This is a genomic window from Bacillus taeanensis, from assembly GCF_003318295.1.
GTDB classification, from domain to species: domain Bacteria; phylum Bacillota; class Bacilli; order Bacillales; family UBA6769; genus Maribacillus; species Maribacillus taeanensis.
The window spans coordinates 97,733-116,464 of the sequence record NZ_QOCW01000010.1 but is presented as its reverse complement, the minus strand read 5'-3'; the positions used below and the strand labels follow the sequence as shown (position 1 = coordinate 116,464).

Genomic DNA, 18,732 nt, shown 5'->3' with positions numbered 1-18,732 from the left:
GATTCAAAAGTAGAAAGGTTGATCAAATGAAAAACAAAAAAACTGACAAAAACCTCACTCTTTTTACATTAACTTGGCCGATTTTTATTGAAATATTTCTTCATATGATAATGGGGAATGCAGATACCCTTATGTTAAGTCAATATGATGATAATGCTGTTGCGGCAGTTGGAGTTGCCAATCAGCTGTTGTTTATTATGATTGTCATCTTTGGATTTGTAGCAACAGGCACTTCAATTCTTGTGGCACAAAATTTAGGCGCAAATAATGAAAAAGCAGCCGGTGAAATTACCATTGTCTCCCTTGGAGTAAACTTTCTCCTTGGCCTGCTGTTAAGCGTTTGTTTTATCTTTTTTGGGGATGTTTTTCTCCGCGTAATGAATTTACCAAATGAATTATTTGATCAAGGGATTATTTATTTACAAATCGTTGGAGGCTTTACATTTATTCAAGGGATCTTTATGACGATTGGTGCTAGTTTAAGAAGCTATAGTTTTACTAAGGACGCCATGTTTGTAACAGTCGGTATGAATGTATTAAACATTATTGGAAATTATTTATTAATCTTTGGAGCATTTGGATTTCCAGAACTAGGAGTAACAGGAGTAGCAATTTCAACAGTTGTAAGTCGCTGTATTGGCTTAATTGCTATCGTCTTTTTATTAGTTATTCGAATTTCTGAACCTCTTCCATTTAAATTACTAATTGAACTGAAAATAGAGCATGTAAAAAAATTACTCAAAATTGGGCTTCCTTCAGCTGGAGAGCAATTATCTTATCATACTTCTCAAATGCTTATTATGTTCTTTATTACATTTCTTGGTACTGCTGCCATTACAACAAAAATTTATACGCAAAATATTATGATGTTTATTTTTCTATTTGCGATTGCTGTCGGACAAGGAACTCAAATTATGGTCGGTCACCAAGTTGGTGCCGGTAAACATGAAGAAGCCTATGAACGATGTTTAAAAAGTTTAAAAATTGCAATGGTTATGTCATTTACACTTGCTTTAATCTTTGCAGTCTTTTCAAAGCCGCTTCTGTCTATTTTTACGAATAACTCAACAATTATTGAAATGGGTATTATCTTGATGATTTTAACTATTGTTTTGGAACCAGGCCGAGCATTTAATCTTGTTGTCATTAATTCACTGCGTGCTGCTGGAGATGTAAAGTTTCCAATGTATATCGGGATATTATCCATGTGGTTTATCGGTGTACCCATTGCTTACTTTCTTGCCATCCCTTGTGACTTAGGACTGATTGGTATTTGGATTTCCTTTATTGCCGATGAATGGCTTCGCGGTCTATTAATGTTATGGCGCTGGCGTTCAAAAGTTTGGATTCAAATGTCCTTTATTAATAAGAAAAAAACGAATATCGAAATTACTACATAGTTCCAAATGTAATAGACCAACCTTTATACAGGCCGGTCTATTACATTTATATTATATTCAACTAACCAAAAATGAAGCTGCGCTAAAAATGCAATTAATTGCGGACCTGTCATAAGCTGCCCAAACCAAGGAACTTTAAACGATTGTCCGTCTGTTAATGCAATTTGCTCTAATTTGCTTCTGTCAAAGAATTCTAAAAGTGGACTATTATTTTGTTTGAGAATATCAAGCAGCCATGTTCTAACTGCTTTCGTATAATGAGGATTATGTGTTTTTGGATAAGGACTTTTTTTACGATAAAGCACCTCATGAGGCAGTACACCTTGCAAAGCTCTACGTAAAATACCTTTCTCCCGATCATCAATCATTTTCATTTTCCACGGAATATTCCACACATACTCGACAATACGATGATCAGAAAATGGAACACGTACTTCTAAACTAGCTCCCATACTCATTCGATCTTTCCGGTCTAATAATGTCGTCATAAACCATAGTAAGTTTAAATAAAATAATTCTCTTCTTCGCGCTTCTACTTTTTCTTCGCCATCTAATTTTGGTGTCTCTTTCACAGTTTCTTGATAGCGCCTATTTACATATTGTTCAAGCATTAACGTACGCTGCCACTCAGGCTTTAAAAGTTCTTCACGTGCTTTTAAAGAACGCATCCAAGGAAATCCGTCATAATAAAAAAGTTCCTGCTTATGGAACCATGGATAACCGCCAAATATTTCGTCTGCACATTCTCCTGATAATCCTACTGTCGCATGTTTTTTAATTTCTTTACAAAACCAAAGCAGTGAGGAATCAACATCTGCCATCCCGGGTAAGTCCCTCACATAAACCGACTCTTTTAGATGATCTACTAACTGCTCTGTATTAATAATTAAAGAGTGATGAATCGTTCCAAGACTATCTGTCATTTTCTTTATATAGGGACCATCAGCATTTGGCTGAAAATCACTTTTTTTGAAGTATTTATCATTATCTACATAATCAATTGAAAATGTATGAAGCGTTTCATTTCTTTTTTCTTTATAGTATTTTGCTGCAATAGCACTGATTGCACTAGAGTCTACTCCACCTGATAAAAACGTACAAACTGGAACATCGGAAACTAGCTGTCTCTCAACTGCATCAGTAAATAGTGAACGAACATGTGAAGCAGTATCATCTAATGACTCACGATGTTCGACGCTTTTCACATTCCAATAGCGCCAAATCTTTAAGCCAGTTTCTCTAGATAAAGTTAATGCGTGAGCAGGCCTCAGTTCCTTCATCCCTCTAAATACTCCGTGACCTGGTGTTCTTGAAGGTGCTAATCCGAATACTTCCTGCAAACCTTCTCGATCAAGTTCTGTTTTTACGTCAGGATGTTTTAATATCGCTTTAATTTCTGAACCAAATAAAAAGCTGCTGCCTTGTTCTTTATAAAAAAATGGTTTAACACCAAGACGATCACGTGCTGCAAACAGCTTATTATATTGATGATCCCAAATTGTAAAAGCAAAAATACCATTTAAATAATTCACACAATTTTCCTGCCACTCAATATAAGAAGTTAGCAAAACTTCGGTATCAGAATGTGACTGAAAGCGATATCCTCTCTTTAATAATTCACTGCGAATATCTTCTGTGTTATAAAGTTCTCCATTATAACAAATTGTATATTTTTTTTCTTGTTTTGCTCTCGTCATCGGCTGCTTTCCACCTGAAGGATCTACAACAACTAATCTTTTGTGACCAAATAAACAATGTGTTGATGACCAAATATTTGATGCATCAGGACCACGCTTTGTAAGTGTCTTAGCCATATTTTCTATTGTTTTTGTTTCCTTTGTTAAATCCCGCTGATAATCGATCCAGCCTGTTATACCGCACATAAGTATTCACCCTCTCACAAACTCTAATTAATAATTTATTGTATGCAGGTGATAACGAGCACATGTATAGACAAGCTTCAAAGAAGGCGAATATAAAAGCGTTTCATGTAAAGAAAACCTTAATCATTCACCTATTTTTTGCGAAACAAATAAAATACCAACCACCCTCTTTAATAACTGGCTGAATTTTTTTTATTTTAAATCCGTGTTTTTTTGCATCAGCTTTCATTGACTCTATAGTTGGAAGTGGATATAAATTTTCATGAGCGTTCATAAAGCTGTTAAATGCTGCTGAAAATGCTTGACCGTGGTTAGGAGCATCTAACGGGGTAATAATGCCAATTGTTCCGTTTTCTCCTGTCAATTTATAAGCTTTTTCAAATAAGCATTCTCTTTCGCTTTGGGGAAAATAATAAAGAAGATTATTTAACATTACCATGTCTACCTTTTTATTATACTGCCAATCTCTTAAATCACTTTGATATAAGAAAATATTGTTAAATTTGTTACTATTGATACGGTTTTTCGCTTCTTTACATACTTCTTCATTTACTTCTACTCCAACAAGCTCCATGTTTGAACGTTTTTCGCTTAGACGCATTAAATAACCAGCATAGCCACACCCTAAATCAATAACAGTTTGTATGTTGTTTTTTTTGATCCAGCGATATACTTTTGGAAAAACTAACCGTTCAAGTATTGTTGATGTTTCGGCCACTGTAGAAGCAAAATGACCTTCTGAGAAACGATTTTTCTTCTCTCCTTGTAATAATTCTGGATAAGATAATAAACTAGGAATATGAAGCTCCATCATTTCTTTTAAAAGCGCCCCTACAGAATGATGACTGCTTTTGGATAAAGATTGTCTCATTTTTTTTCTCGTTTTTATTTTTCCATTTCTCTTTCTTTTTAGATGTCCAATTGCAACGCCAACATCAACCCATCTTTTTAATAAACTTTCATCTAAATGCTGACTAGATACAGCGTCTTGAACGGTTCTTCCCTTTAAAAATAAATCAAATAAATGCATAGAATATCCAACATAAGCATGCCATGTATAAAGAAACTTCTCGTTGCTTTTCATCCACTTTCTTGCCTGCCATAAACGCAGCCACTCTTGAAGCATCTCTGTTCCTCCTTTATCTATAATAAAGCCATGGATAATCATCTTCCTCTGTAAAAAAATAAGACTTCTGATTTTTGATCTCTTTATTTACAAAATACGGAATTATATTTAGTTGTTTGAGACGGTCCTTTAGAGAAAAGTACCATATTCCTAAGCCAGATGTATTTAGCATCTGCTTAAAATGGAGGAGCGAATTATTTTCGGTCGCCTGAATACCTCTAATTCTTACCTTCTGCCACCACTTATAAGGAAATGAATAGAGAAGTGCAGCTTGATGACTTAAAAGCGATAAGAATTCGACTCTTGGTTTTCTTACGTTTTCATACCAAAGCAGCTGATTGTTTGTAAGACGCTTCGTTTTAAACATCCATTTAAACAGTTCTCCTAATACGTCTGCATCTTGAATAGCAAGATTCATCCCTTCCCCTGCCATTGGGTGAACACTATGGGCGGCATCACCCATAAGCAGACAATTGTCTTTCACATACTTTGATACATTGTGCCTTACCGGAATCATCAGCTGTATTTTTTTCCAAGAACGTATTTGATCAACATAACCTTTCATCTCCGGCATTAGTTCATGAAAGATTTTATAAAAGCTCTCCAGTCCCTCTCTTCTCATCTGCTTATATTCCTCAGGTTTAATTAACAGCACGGTCCGCACCTCGTTATTTGGAAGAGGAAATAACCCGAGAAAGCGATGCTGTGTTGAAATCAGCATCGACTCTTGAAGATTCGGCGGTCTCGGAAAGGAAACCGTTAAAAAATGATGATTATATGTATGCTCTTTCTTTTTCACATTCATTTCTTTTCGCATCACTGAGGCCCTTCCTTCTGCTCCTACATAAAAGCGTGCGGATATCAGCTTTTCCTCATTTGCTATTCTTATGCGGGCTTTTTTTTCTTGCTCTTCATCTTCATGAGAAAACCCTAGAAATTTTGCAGGTCTAAGATAATGAAAGTATGAAGAAGATTTAGCAGCCTCTAATAAAAGTGTTTTTAATACTTCATGAGGAATCATGACAGCTGAATGGTAAAGAGAAGGTAGAATATCATATTGAAACTGATTTTCAGATAGTTTCGTGAACGAATGATCACTATTTCTGCGCAATTCCACAAGATTAACAGTCGGAAGCTCTTTTCCGTTACGAAGCACTTTTTCTAACAGCTTTTCTTTATCAAATATTTCTAGGCTTTTAGGCTGGAGAAGCTCCCCTTTATAAAGGCTGCTGCTGTTTTCCTCTTTTTCAATTACCAGCACCTTTATTTCAAAATGGGCTAACTTTGCTGCAAGCATTAACCCAGCAACTCCCCCTCCGATAATCATCACATCATACATCGTGTTCACCTCCTTGATTTCTTAGTTGCTTTTCCCCCGCGTTCATTTCTTAAACTTTTATGAGCATATAAAAAAAGAAAAAGAGAAGAACTATTCATCAGTTCCTCTCTTAACATAGCAAAAATACCTTTTAAATTGTTTGTGCTGCCTTTGTTTGTAAAAATGCTTGATGTGCTTTTAATTTCAAATGATAACCAAATAAAAATTCACATGCTTCTAAATGCTTTTTTGCGTCAAAACCGTTTTTCCCCCAAACAGTGATCCCATGATTGCGAATAAGAACAGCAAACGTTTTTTCATTTACATATTTTCCAATTTCTTTTGCAAGCTTTGGAATATCGGCATAGTTTTCGACAATTGGAATAGTAATTTCTGCATCTTCTTCCCAAATACCAAATGCTTTAATTAATTCAAGCTTACGAAATGTAATCGCCCCTTCTTCTGCATACAGCTCTGAAATCACATTGTTATCAACAGTGTGCACATGCAGCGAACAGCCTGCGTCACTTCGTTTATAAACTTCTGTATGAATTAATGTTTCAGCTGACGGTTTTAAATGAGTCGTTTCAACTGGACTGCCCTGTTCATCAACAAGTAGAAAGTCTTCTTCTGTACGTTTTCGTTTATCTTTACCGCTTGCTGTTACTAAAAACTGAAGCGGATCATCATTTACTTTAATTGATAAGTTACCGCTTGTACCCGGAAACCAGTCACGAGCAGCAAGCTCATCTTTAATATCCGCTAATTCATTCCATCTTTCTTTAATCATCATCCTATAACACACCTGCTTTCCGCTTTTCCAAGTACGCAATGACATCAAAAAATGTTTCAAAAGAAGTGTGAGGTAAATTGAGTGACTGACATTTTTCTAATAAAAATTCTCTTGCTAGTACATGGTCAGCTAATTTTGCTCCAGCTAAATCGGTAATAGAATCACCAATTACAATTCGTTCATAGTTTTCTGAATCAAACTGACGAATAATACTTGGCTTACAGCAGCCGCAATCATTATCACAATGTTCATCACAAGAATGCGGCCAAATAATTTTTATTTTTTCCCCTGTAAAGTCACTTTCATTGCAATAAATATTTCCATTAATCTCAAATGACTCAAGCATTGGTTTAACGAAAAAATCGATGCCTCCGCTAACAATATAAAGAGGAATGCTTTGTTTATTTGTATAAGCTACAAACTCTTCAAATCCTTCCCGTATTTCAGCATGTTCTAATACATAATTTGTAATTTCTTGTTTTTTAGAAGTTGGAAGCAGCGAAAACATTTTTCCAACTCCTTGTTGAATTGAAATTTCTTGGGAAAGCACTTTATCTTTTAGCTCGTCCCATTCTGGAGGAGCAAACTGTTTCATCAGCATGACAATATTATCTTTTTTCGTAATCGTTCCGTCAAAGTCACAAAAAATAACTGGTTTTTTCATCCTACCGTCACCTTCTTGTAACCCCATAGTTTTAAAGCAATTTGAAGCTGTTCATTGTCACTTTCATCAAGCGATTTACCGGCAACTACCGCATCAATTGCTGCTCGAAACGCTTCTCCGCCCGCAGCTGCCCCGTTTGGATGACCGTGAACACCGCCGCCTGCATTAATAATCGAATCAACACCAAAATCATGAAAGAGATGTTCGGTCAGTCCAGGATGAATGCCTGCTGACGGTACAGGTATCGCTCTTTTTAGAGAACCGTCTTCTTTTAATAATTCTTCCTTTATACCAAGAGCTGCGTTTCGCTCTAATGCTACCGATCCGTATGGAGATGGAAACAAGACAAAATCAGCACCCGTAAAACGTAATAGTTTACCTAAAAGAAGCTGATGAGAAAACCCATAAAACGGTGAAGTCGTTAAAGCACCTGAAACCGCTGGATGCGCCATAATCGGAATGTTAATTTGCTTATCCTCTGCAAGTTCCTGCAGGACATCAAGACCATATGCAAATACGTTAAACAATAGCGCATTTGCGCCAAGTTCGGCCGCTCTTCTTGCTCTGTCTCTTAACTCAGACGTACGTCCGGTTAAATTAATCGCATAAAGTGATTTATGTCCTGTTTCCTGATACACTTCCTGTACGGCTTCAAGATTCACTTTTAAGCGTTCTTCAAATGGAGTCAGCGGGTTTTCAAATAAGATTTCATCATCTTTTACAAGGTCAATCCCGCCTAATAACTGGTTTCGCATCTGTTTTTTAAGATAACTAAGATCTCTTCCGATTGCACCTTTAAAAATACTCATTAAGAGTGGTCGCTCATATACATTTAGTTTTGCTCTAATTCCCTCTACCCCAAACTTAGGGCCAGGAAAATGTTTCTTTAATTTCTCATCAAACTCTAAATCAATTAATTTTACTTCTCCATCAAGTGACAGCTTCCCAAACACGGTGGTAAGGATTGCTGGTAAATCAGCAGAAAAATTGGCAGAAGGATAAGCAATTTTCACAATTCCTTTTGTAAGCTTCTTATTTAAAAATTGATTTGTACGGGAGTCTTCATCAAGAACTTTTACTTCAAGAACGTCTCCTTTATGCTTCTCAAGCTGCTTTTTATCTAGTTCAGGTAAATCTGTCCACGAACCAATCGTTAATCCAAGGGCAATCGCTTCAGCTTTTTTGTGTAAATCATTTTTCACATCATGAATTAAATATGTTGCAGTTACCAAAAAAGATCATCCTTCCTCAATATATAATTCCTATTAAAAAAGCCCCTACCTGTGAGGAAGGAGCTTTCTATTCACACTTCCTCTCATCTTTCAGCTTACTGCTGTTAGAATTAGCACCGTACTTTTACAGCCGGTTGCCGGGCTTCATAGGGCTAGTCCCTCCGCCTGCTCTCGATAAGAGTAACTTTTCGAATTTTTTATTTTATTGTTCAAATTAATTGTGATTATGCCAGTAATAAGAAAAGATGTCAACTGCTTTTTGAAAATAATTTTAAACCATCTAAACGGTTGACAGCTTCAAGCAGACGCTCTTCATCACTTAACAGTCCAACGCGCACATATCCTTCTCCCTGCTCGCCAAATCCAATCCCAGGAGCAACAACAATATGGGCTTTTTCTAATAATAAATCTGCAAATTCAGTAGAGGTAAATCCTTTGGGAACAGGAAGCCATGCAAAAAATGAGCCTTTAGGGGCTTCTACTTCCCAGCCAATTTCTTTTAAGCCTGAAATAAAGACATTGCGGCGCTTTTCATACAGCTCTACAAGTTCTTCGACACAATCTTGCGGACCAAGCAGTGCTTCTGCTGCTGCTTCTTGAATACCGCCAAACAGGCTTACATAAAAATGATCTTGAATTAAATTAATGCTTTCAATTACACTCCGATTGCCAACTGCAAAGCCAATACGCCAGCCGGCCATGTTGTACGTTTTTGACATTGTATAAATCTCAATACCAACTTCTTTTGCCCCGTCTAACTGCAGGAAACTAACCGGCTTTTTTCCGTCAAAGCCAATTGCTCCATAAGCAAAGTCATGCACAACACAAATATTATGCTGATTTGCAAGTTCAATTGTTTCTTCAAAAAAGCCTTTCGTTGCAATACCGGCAGTAGGATTGTTCGGATAGTTTAAAAACATCAACTTAGCAGCAGCTAATACTTCATTTGATATATTAGTATAATTTGGCAAAAAATCATTTTCTTGTAATAGAGGCATCATTTCCATCTTCGCATTTGTCATTGCAACGCCGGACATATAGTCAGGATAACCAGGATCTGGAACGAGTGCGGTATCGCCAGGATTTAATAAACATTGACTCACTTCAACAAGCCCTACTTTTCCTCCAAAAAGAATCGCAACTTCAGTCTCTGGATCAATTTCAACATCATATTCTCTCTTATAGAAGGCAGCCGCTGCTTCTTTTAAAAATTGATAACCCTGAAATGGCGAGTATTTATGGTAATTAGGATTTGCCGCCGCTTCACGTAATGTTTCGACAATATGACTCGGTGTTGGCTGATCAGGATTTCCCTGTCCAAGATTAATCACATCGTGGCCCTCTTGTTTGAATCGCTCTACTCTTCCCGCTAACTGTGCAAAAAATTGTTGAGGAAGCCTTTCAAGGGCCTCTGATCTTTTAAATGACTTCATTGTATTTACACCTACCTATTATTTTTTAAATGTTCTATGTAAATTCACGATAACGATTAGAAAGATCATCCTCGATTTGTTCATTGTACATCGTAATTCATAATATATGGATATGAAAGTATTGTAAAGATACTCCTATATAAAAAGTCTGATTGTTTTAGCTAGTCATACTGTTAAATTATTTTCCCAAAAAAACTATTGACAAACAATTCACTAACAATGTATTATCTTCATCAAGCGATTCATTACAAAAAAGTTGAATAATTAAAACTCTTATCAAGAGCAGGCTGAGGGAATTGGCCCTATGAAGCCCAGCAACCGACCAAAAGCCGCTTTATCAGCGGGAATCATCCATTTATTGGATTATTCAAGGCACGGTGCTACGTCCAACAGGAGAACATCGTTTCTTCTGAAAGATAAGAGGTGTGAAGCTAAAAATCTTCAAGCCTCTTTCTTTTTGAAAGAGGCTTTTTAATATTTTAGGAGGTATAGATCATGTCAATTCGTCAAATAGAAGCTTATGAACCATTAACACTATTAAGCGTTGTTTCATTCGTAAAAGAAAAAGGCTTGATTCCAAAAGAAAGCCGCGTCCACTGCGAGGAAATCGGCGATGGCAATTTAAATTTAGTTTTTCGTTTAGTTGACCAATCTACTAATCAAACATTAATTGTTAAGCAGGCTCTTCCCTATGCAAAAGTTGTTGGTGAAAGCTGGCCGCTAACGCTGGATCGCGCTCGTATTGAAAGTGAAGCATTACAGGAAGCAGAAAAGCTTGTGCCTAATCTTGTGCCAAAGGTTTATGATATTGACTACACATTTGCTGCAACTGTACTTGAAGATTTATCTGATCATGTTATTTTACGTAAAGGACTAATTGAAGGAAAGCAATATCCTCATCTGGCAAATGACATTGGCACTTACTTAGCATATACGTTATTTTCCACATCTGATGCAGCTCTTTCGCCGCAGGAGAAAAAGAAACGTGTTGTTCAGTTTACAAATCCTGAGTTATGTCAAATTACTGAAGATCTCGTGTTTACGGATCCTTTCTTTAAAAGTGAGACAAATAATTATCCGCAAGAACTGCAGCCTGAAGTATCAGAACTTTGGGAAGATTCAGCTCTTAAATTAGAAGTAGCTAAACTAAAACAAAAGTTTTTAACAAATGCAGAAGCTCTTCTCCATGGTGATCTTCATACAGGCAGTGTGTTTGTAAAAGAAGATTCAACGAAAGTAATTGATCCAGAGTTTGCTTTTTATGGTCCTCGTGGTTTTGATATTGGGGCATTTTTTGCAAACATTATTTTAAATTACATTGCGCAAGAAAAGCGGATTGCAGACCTTGGAAAACGTGAGGAGTTTCAAGCTTATTTACTCGAAGTTATTGAAGAAACTTGGCAAGTATTTAAAAATACGTTTACAGCTCTTTGGCAGGAATCTGCTGTAGAAAAATTCGCTGATGTGGAAGGTTACGTCAATTACGTCTTAGCCGTAACTTTTGAAGATACGATTGGATTTGCTGGATGTAAAGTTATTCGCCGTACAATTGGACTTGCCCATGTGGAAGATTTAGATGGCATTGCCAATCTAGATGCACAACTTGAAGCAAAGCGAGCAGCCTTAAAAACTGGACGCAGCCTTATTCTCAATCGTCAAAATATTACCAATGTTAAAGAATTAGTTGAATTAGTAAGGAGTGCAAATTCATGACTATAACAGAATCATTCATTCGATCCGTGCGTTGGAAAGGGGATCATCTTTTAATCCTTGATCAGCAGCTCCTCCCTCATCAACGTGTATTTAATCCGGCTTCAACAATTGAAGACGTATGGGAGAGCATTAATAAATTACAAGTCCGCGGCGCTCCCGCTATTGGAATTGCAGCAGCTTACGGTTTAGCTCTTTGGGCACTTTCTTCTAAGGAAACAAATGTTGAAACGTTCTTAAAGGAATTAAAAACTAAGCGTGATTACTTAGCAAACTCACGGCCTACTGCTGTTAATTTAATGTGGGCGCTTGACCGCCTTCTTGAAGTAAGTAAAGATGCGGGTTCAGTTGAAGAAGCACAAACGATTCTTTTACAAGAAGCAAAAGAAATTCAAGCTGAAGATGAACTCGTCTGCCGCAAAATTGGTGAATATGGCTTATCTCTCTTTAAAGATGGCGATATCCTTTTAACCCACTGCAATGCCGGTGGAATTGCGACAGCAAGATACGGCACAGCTCTTGCACCTTTTTATTTAGCAAAAGAACAAGGAATTCAATTGTCCGTTTACGCGGATGAAACACGTCCTGTTTTACAAGGAGCCCGGTTAACCGCCTGGGAACTGCAGCAGGCTGGTGTAGATGTTACCCTTATTACGGATAACATGTCCGCACATGTGATGAAAACAAAAAACATTGCCGCTGTTATTGTCGGCACTGACCGCGTGGCAGCAAATGGTGATGTTGCGAATAAGATTGGAACATTCGGCTTAGCACTTCAAGCAAAAGCACTCGGCATTCCATTTTACGTAGCAGCCCCGCTTTCAACAATTGACTTAGATACAAAAACAGGCGATGACATTCCAATTGAGGAGCGCCCGCATGAAGAAGTTACATATATCGGTGAAACCCGCGTTGCCCCTGAGGGTATTAACGTGTTTAACCCTGCTTTTGATGTCACCCCTGCTGACTATGTAACAGCGATTATTACTGAAAAAGGTATTATTAAAGGAAATTATGGAGAAGAGCTTCAAAAAATAAAAAATAGATAAAAGAATTTAAGGAGTGGAAAGACTCATGACAGCATTGAAACCATTACTCACAGTGGTCCTTGCAGTACTTCTATTTGTTACAGGATGCACAAATGAACAAGATGCAGTAAGCAGCACAGAAAATACAGAAGAAGCAGCACAAAAAGAAAACACAAAAACAGAAACCATAGCTGATGAAGTTGTAAACGATTCTTCTTTAATAGAAGTACCCCAAGCTTTTAACAAACCAATTAAAATTGCTGCAATTATGCAGTTATCAATCGGAACATTTTCTTCTCAATATATTCAAGGTGTAAAGGAACAAGTAGAAGCATTTGGCGGCGAAGTTCAAATTTATAATGCTGACAATGACTTAACGAAAATGGCTTCATTATTAGATACGGCAGTTAATCAAGATGTTGACGCGATTTTAATTGATCACGGGCGTGCTGATGCCCTCGAAGTTGGTGTAAAAAAGGCGCTTGAAAAAGGGATACCAGTCGTTGCTTTTGATAATGACTTAAACTTACCAGGTGTTACCGTTATTGACCAAGACGATTACAACCTTGCATGGAATTCTCTAAAAACACTTGCTCAAGATTTAAACGGTCAAGGTAATATTGTTTATGTTTGGGTTGGCGGTTTTACACCAATGGAACGTCGTAATGTGATTTATGAAGCATTTAAGCAGCGCTATCCGAACATTAAAGAAGCAGCTCGCTTCGGAACAGCTTCAGCGAATACGGCGCTTGATACACAAACACAAATGGAAGCTATTTTACAGCGTTACCCAAATAAAGGTGACATTGATGCCGTTTTTGCGACATGGGATGAGTTTGCAAAAGGGGCAACAAAAGCAATTCAACAAGCAGGTCGAGATGAGATTAAAGTATATGGAATTGATTTAAGTGATGAAGATCTTCAGCTTATGCAGGAAAAAAACAGCCCATGGACTGCTACAGCCGCAACAGATCCATCTGAAATTGGACGCATTCAAGTTCGCTTTGCTTACCAAAAAATAGCGGGTGAACAAACACCTGAAATTTACTCTGTTGATCCTTACCTTGTAAAAGGCAGTCAGCTTCCAGATACTCCTGTTTCAATGAATGAAATTGGTAACTATGTAAATGGATGGGGGTCTTCTGAAGCAGCTGTTTCACCTTGGATGGATACGCTTGAAGGACGTGAAAAATAATGAATCGATTAGAAATGGTTGACATTGAAAAATCATTCTCTTCCGTTTCTGTTTTAAAACGTGTTTCTTTTTCTGTAACCCCTGGTGAAGTTCATGCCCTTTTAGGTGTGAATGGTGCAGGAAAAAGTACACTTATGAAAATTCTTGCCGGCGACTATGAGAAAGATGCCGGCAAAATTCTTTTAAGCGGAGTAGAAATCAACATAAATTCACCAGATGATGCTTTAAAGCACGGCATTGGCATAGTCGTACAGGAAGTGGATACGGCATTAATCCCCTCCCTTTCCGTTGCTGAAAATGTGACCCTTCACCTTCTAAAAGACGGTCCTGCTTTTATTTCTTGGAAAAAACGAAAACAAAAAGCTCGTGAACTTCTCGCTCAAGTGCATTGCGATGTGGATGTCAATCAACTTGTTTCTCAATGTTCGTTACAGGAAAAACAGCTGATTTTAATCGCCCGTGCTGTCGCTCAAAATGTAAAATATTTAATATTAGATGAACCGACAGCACCGCTTAGCAATAAAGAAACAAAAGTGCTTTTTGAAGTAATAAAGAAATTAAAAGCTGCAGATGTTGGCATTATTTATATTTCTCACCGCATGCCGGAAATTAAAGAAATTACAGATCGCCTGACAATTATGCGGGACGGTCAAGTTGTAGAAGTGGCGGAAACAAAAGAGTTAACAATTGAAGATATTATTCAAACAATGCTCGGAAAAACGCTGACAAAAACGAGCGATCATCGTTCTTATAAGACGTCAGAAGAACTGCTGAGAATTGAAAATTTGCGTGTTTTCAAGACAAAACAACAAATTAACTTAACCGTTCATAAAGGTGAAATTATCGGCATTGCAGGCCTTGTAGGAGCTGGAAAAACAGAAACAGCACGAGCGTTATTCGGAGCTGATCCAGCTGTCGGAACAAGAATTCTTCACAATAAAGCGGTAAACGTCTCTTCTCCACAGCAAGCCGTCGTAGCAGGCATTTCACTTGTCCCTGAAGAACGACGAAAAGAAGGTGTGCTCGTCGACTTCTCAGTGATTGAAAACTTAGCGCTTCCTTCCCTTGCAAACTTTTCAAAATGGTTTGTAAACATAAATAAACAAAAAGAAGAAGTTAAAATAATTGAAAAGCTTTCTGTAAAAACTGCTTCTCCTTTTACGAAGGTCCGCCACTTAAGCGGCGGAAATCAGCAAAAAGTCGCGATTGGGAAATGGTTAAACATAAATAGTGATTTGTTTATTTTCGATGAACCGACAAAGGGTATTGACATTGGCGCAAAGGAAGAAGTGTTTGCACTTATTCGAGGACTTGCAGAGGAAAAGAAAGGGATCCTTTACTTTTCTGGGGAATTTGATGAAATTCTAAATATCGCAGATCGCATTTTAGTGATGTATGATGGGGAAATTGTAAAAGAATTTACAAGAGATGAAGCTACATACGAAAAAATGATGCACGCTGCAACAGGAGGTGTAGAAAATGGAGCAAATCGTTAAACAGAGTAAAATACAAAAGCCAGCTATTTCATTTACAGATTTTCTATTTAAATACGGGACATTGCTCGTGATTTTATTTACCATTGTTTTTTTCAGTATCATCAATGAGGGATTTTTAACTTACAGCAATTTTACCGATATTTTACGTTCCATTTCAATTGTCACATTACTCGCGATTGGGGTAACATTTTCACTCATTGTCGGAGGATTTGATTTATCGGTTGGATCAACAGCAAGTATCGCAACTGTTACAAGTGCAGCAGCACTTGTATGGTATCGCCAAGAATTGTTAGTCGTCCTTCTTATTCCTATTGTGATAAGCTTATTAATTGGGTTAATCAATTCCTTTTTAGTTATTAAAGTAAAAATACCGGATCTACTGGCAACACTTGCTGTTATGTATATTATAAATGGCATTCATTTAACCTACACAAAAGGCTATTCCATTTATAACAACATGCCGATGCAGGACGGATCAATTGCTTCGGGAAAATTTATTCCTTCTTTCTTATTTATTGGACAAGGAGAACTTTTTTCTATTCCGTTTCCAGCCATTTTAATGATTGTATCAGTAATCATTGTCCATTTATTTTTAACGTACACAAAAACAGGAAGACTTCTATACGTAACAGGTGGGAATATTGAAGCAGCGCGTCTTTCTGGTGTTCCAGTAAACCGTTATCGTTTGTACGCTTATTTATTCAGTGCATTCTTCGCTGCTGTTGCCGGTATTGTTCTTGCAGCACGAATTGGTACAGGACAAGTTTCTGCGGGTGCTCCGCTCTTAATGGACGGTGTTGCTGCAGCTTTTATTGGATTTTCTGTATTTGGTGCAGGAAAGCCAAATGTAATTGGCACATTTTTTGGCGCTGTGTTAATCGGTGTCCTTTTAAATGGTTTAACAATGATGAACGTCCCCTACTATGCTCAGGACATTATTAAAGGCGTAATCTTAGTAGGCGCCCTTGCTATTATGTATATTCAAAACAAAATTAATCAATAAAAAAACACTGCTATCACTTTGATAGCAGTGTTTTTTCTTAACCTAATACCCCGTATCCTAAAATAAACACAAGTACTAATGAAACAGCTAATTGAATCCAATAGCTCGCTTTTGCCTGTCCTTTCGCTGTACGCACTAAAATAAGTTCCATGGCAGAAATAACCCATATTGCAAGGACAGCTTTTAATAATGCCATCGGATCAAACTTCCACTGAAATAAAAGACCAGCGCCTGTTACGACCGTCAATATGTAAAAAAGACGTAAAATCATATGTGTAATTTTTTGACCCTTTTGTTTACCTGCTTTTAATAATGCAAAGCTTATAATAAATAAAAGCAGTGTAATCGCCCACGATGAAACGTGTGAATGTAAAAATGCTGCATAAGGCATAATTCATTTCCCCCATTTTATAATTATTTCCGTCTCTTATCATACCATGAATAAATGAAGATTGAGAATAGATTATTATTTTTAAAAAGAGAATTGTTTTAAAGTTGCTTAAAAATGGTATAAACTATATAAAGACTCAATATAAACAATCTATTATTTTAGGAGGTAAAATAACATGCCAAAAGTAACAGTGCCAGATCATGGCTCATTTGAAGTGGAAGCAGGTACAAAGTTAGCGCTTGCTTTAGAAGATAACGGCATCAATATCTTACATCGCTGCGGTGGAAAAGCGAAATGTACAACATGCCGTGTTGAAGTAATTGAAGGAAATTTTGGTCCTTTAGCAGATATTGAAAAAGAAGCATTCACAAATAAAGGCGTTGAAGAAGACTTACGTTTATCCTGTCAATGCCGTGTTAATGAAGATGTAACCGTCTTACCTAAAATGACTGTTGAAAGCTCCGGCTTAGATGCAGGACCTCGTCCGGCAGAGTAAAATATTTTTTACATAGCCATTCTTATCTTTTCAAAAAAGCCTGAATCACTTAATAAGTGATTCAGGCTTTTTTATTCTTTATGGAAGAACTGTTGCTCCCATTAAATACTTATCACATTCTCTAGCTGCTTCACGGCCTTCATTAATTGCCCATACAATTAAACTTTGACCTCTGCGTACGTCTCCTGCAGCAAATACACCTTCAACATTTGTTGTATATTTGCCGTATTCAGCTTTAACGTTGCTTCTTTGATCTGTTTCAAGTGCAAATTGTTGAATAACGCCTTGATCAGGACCTGTAAAACCAATTGCAATGAAGACAAGATCTGCAGGCCAAACTTTTTCACTGCCTGGAACTTCTCGTAATGAAATTTTACCATTTTCGTCTTTTACTTTTTCAATTTGGATTGTGTGAAGCTCTTTTAAATTCCCATTTTCATCACCAACAAATTTTGTTGTCATAATGGAATACTCACGAGGATCACGTCCAAATTTTGCTTCTGCTTCATCATAAGCATATTCTACAGTAAAGACTTTCGGATATTCCGGCCATGGATTATCATAGCTTCTTTCTTCAGGAAGCTGTGGGTGCTTACCAAACTGAACAACACTTTTACATTTTTGACGTAAAGCCGTTGCCACACAGTCTGCTCCAGTATCTCCGCCACCAATTACGATCACGTCTTTACCTTCAGCATGAATGCCAGATTTATCGTCTAATTTATTGTTTAATAAGTTCTTTGTGCTTAATGTTAAATAGTCCATCGCATAATGAATACCATTTAACTGACGACCTTCAATTGGAAGGTCACGCTGTTTTTGAGCACCTGTACAAAGAATTGTTGAATCATACTCGTTACGAAGCTCTTCTGCTGTAATATCTTTACCAACTTCAGTATTCGTTACAAAGTTCACACCTTCTGCTTCTAACAGTTTAACACGACGCTCAATTAATTCTTTTTCAAGCTTCATATTAGGAATACCGTACATTAATAAACCGCCAATACGATCATCACGTTCAAAAACTGTTACAGTGTGTCCCGCTTTATTTAATTGGTCAGCCGCAGCAAGACCTGCTGGACCTGACCCGACAATCGCTACTTTTTTGCCTGTACGTTTTTTTGGTGGATTTGGTGTCATCCATCCTTCGTTAAATCCACGATCAATGATTTCACGTTCAATGCTCTTAATGGCAACCGCTGGATCACTGATTGCTACTGTACAGGAGCCTTCACATGGTGCAGGACAAACTCGACCTGTAAACTCCGGGAAGTTATTCGTTTTTAATAAACGATCAAGTGCCTCTTTCCAACGTCCACGATATACAAGATCATTCCACTCAGGAATTAAATTGTGAAGCGGACAACCTGAAGCTGAATAATTCAGCATAATACCTGTATGACAAAACGGTGTACCGCAATCCATACAGCGAGCCCCTTGTCTTTTTAACTTATCTTCCGGCATCGGAAGATAAGCTTCTTTCCAATCTGACAATCTTTGAAGCGGGTCGCGCTCTTCGGCGACCTCGCGTTTATATTCCATAAATCCTGTTGGTTTCCCCATG

General features: G+C 37.3%; 16 protein-coding genes and 2 riboswitches. Of the genes, 7 read left to right on the top strand and 9 right to left on the bottom strand.

Going from position 1 to position 18,732, the window contains the following annotated elements:
• Positions 1-26 precede the first annotated feature (26 nt).
• A complete protein-coding gene (locus DS031_RS11380; protein WP_113806202.1) occupies positions 27-1,400 on the top strand; it encodes an MATE family efflux transporter in 1,374 nt (457 codons plus the stop codon).
• A gap of 23 nt (positions 1,401-1,423) precedes the next feature.
• Here the strand turns inward: DS031_RS11380 and asnB are convergent, their stop codons facing one another.
• From asnB to DS031_RS11345, 7 genes are all read right to left on the bottom strand, one after another.
• The gene (gene asnB, locus DS031_RS11375; RefSeq protein ID WP_113806201.1) at positions 1,424-3,283 is read right to left on the bottom strand and encodes an asparagine synthase (glutamine-hydrolyzing); all 1,860 of its coding nucleotides are present in this window, start codon (positions 3,281-3,283) and stop codon (positions 1,424-1,426) included.
• A 127-nt stretch (positions 3,284-3,410) separates the two neighbouring features.
• The gene (locus tag DS031_RS11370; protein WP_113806245.1) at positions 3,411-4,409 is read right to left on the bottom strand and encodes a class I SAM-dependent methyltransferase; all 999 of its coding nucleotides are present in this window, start codon (positions 4,407-4,409) and stop codon (positions 3,411-3,413) included.
• Between the two features lie 13 nt (positions 4,410-4,422).
• Positions 4,423-5,748 (bottom strand): FAD-dependent oxidoreductase, encoded by a 1,326-nt coding sequence (locus DS031_RS11365; protein ID WP_113806200.1) that lies wholly within the window; start codon positions 5,746-5,748, stop codon positions 4,423-4,425.
• Between the two features lie 130 nt (positions 5,749-5,878).
• A complete protein-coding gene (locus tag DS031_RS11360) occupies positions 5,879-6,517 on the bottom strand; it encodes a methylthioribulose 1-phosphate dehydratase (RefSeq protein ID WP_113806244.1) in 639 nt (212 codons plus the stop codon).
• A gap of 4 nt (positions 6,518-6,521) precedes the next feature.
• On the bottom strand, positions 6,522-7,184 hold the full coding sequence (locus DS031_RS11355) for a 2-hydroxy-3-keto-5-methylthiopentenyl-1-phosphate phosphatase (RefSeq protein WP_113806199.1): 663 nt from the start codon (positions 7,182-7,184) through the stop codon (positions 6,522-6,524).
• On the bottom strand, positions 7,181-8,416 hold the full coding sequence (gene mtnW / locus DS031_RS11350; protein ID WP_113806198.1) for a 2,3-diketo-5-methylthiopentyl-1-phosphate enolase: 1,236 nt from the start codon (positions 8,414-8,416) through the stop codon (positions 7,181-7,183). The genes DS031_RS11355 and mtnW overlap by 4 nt, the downstream gene beginning before the upstream one ends.
• An 80-nt stretch (positions 8,417-8,496) precedes the next feature.
• Positions 8,497-8,597, bottom strand: a riboswitch (SAM riboswitch).
• Between the two features lie 67 nt (positions 8,598-8,664).
• Positions 8,665-9,849, bottom strand: coding sequence for a pyridoxal phosphate-dependent aminotransferase (locus DS031_RS11345; RefSeq protein WP_113806197.1), 1,185 nt, complete (start codon positions 9,847-9,849; stop codon positions 8,665-8,667).
• A 270-nt stretch (positions 9,850-10,119) separates the two neighbouring features.
• Positions 10,120-10,272: riboswitch (SAM riboswitch) on the top strand.
• A 72-nt stretch (positions 10,273-10,344) separates the two neighbouring features.
• On the opposite strand from DS031_RS11345, the gene mtnK reads away from it, so the two are divergent.
• The 5 genes from mtnK to DS031_RS11320 are packed head-to-tail and all read left to right on the top strand — an operon-like array spanning position 10,345 to position 16,281.
• The gene (mtnK, locus tag DS031_RS11340) at positions 10,345-11,562 is read left to right on the top strand and encodes an S-methyl-5-thioribose kinase (protein WP_113806196.1); all 1,218 of its coding nucleotides are present in this window, start codon (positions 10,345-10,347) and stop codon (positions 11,560-11,562) included.
• Complete coding sequence (gene mtnA / locus DS031_RS11335) at positions 11,559-12,608, top strand: S-methyl-5-thioribose-1-phosphate isomerase (protein WP_113806195.1); 1,050 nt, start codon at positions 11,559-11,561, stop codon at positions 12,606-12,608. Before mtnK ends, mtnA begins: the two co-directional genes overlap by 4 nt.
• Positions 12,609-12,633: 25 nt before the next feature.
• Positions 12,634-13,782 carry a sugar ABC transporter substrate-binding protein gene (locus tag DS031_RS11330; RefSeq protein ID WP_113806194.1) on the top strand — a complete coding sequence of 383 codons (1,149 nt, stop codon included), beginning with the start codon at positions 12,634-12,636 and terminating at the stop codon, positions 13,780-13,782.
• Positions 13,782-15,278 (top strand): sugar ABC transporter ATP-binding protein, encoded by a 1,497-nt coding sequence (locus DS031_RS11325; protein ID WP_113806193.1) that lies wholly within the window; start codon positions 13,782-13,784, stop codon positions 15,276-15,278. The genes DS031_RS11330 and DS031_RS11325 overlap by 1 nt, the downstream gene beginning before the upstream one ends.
• Positions 15,262-16,281, top strand: a complete 1,020-nt coding sequence (locus DS031_RS11320) for an ABC transporter permease (RefSeq protein ID WP_113806192.1) — start codon at positions 15,262-15,264, stop codon at positions 16,279-16,281. The genes DS031_RS11325 and DS031_RS11320 overlap by 17 nt, the downstream gene beginning before the upstream one ends.
• A gap of 37 nt (positions 16,282-16,318) precedes the next feature.
• Here DS031_RS11320 and DS031_RS11315 read toward each other — a convergent pair whose 3' ends face one another.
• Positions 16,319-16,672, bottom strand: a complete 354-nt coding sequence (locus DS031_RS11315; protein ID WP_113806191.1) for a YisL family protein — start codon at positions 16,670-16,672, stop codon at positions 16,319-16,321.
• A 175-nt stretch (positions 16,673-16,847) separates the two neighbouring features.
• On the opposite strand from DS031_RS11315, the gene DS031_RS11310 reads away from it, so the two are divergent.
• Positions 16,848-17,168: a 2Fe-2S iron-sulfur cluster-binding protein gene (locus DS031_RS11310; RefSeq protein ID WP_113806190.1), complete on the top strand. Its 321-nt coding sequence runs from the start codon at positions 16,848-16,850 to the stop codon at positions 17,166-17,168.
• A gap of 78 nt (positions 17,169-17,246) precedes the next feature.
• Here DS031_RS11310 and DS031_RS11305 read toward each other — a convergent pair whose 3' ends face one another.
• Complete coding sequence (locus DS031_RS11305) at positions 17,247-18,731, bottom strand: glutamate synthase subunit beta (protein WP_113806189.1); 1,485 nt, start codon at positions 18,729-18,731, stop codon at positions 17,247-17,249.
• Between the last annotated feature and the right edge of the window lies 1 nt (position 18,732).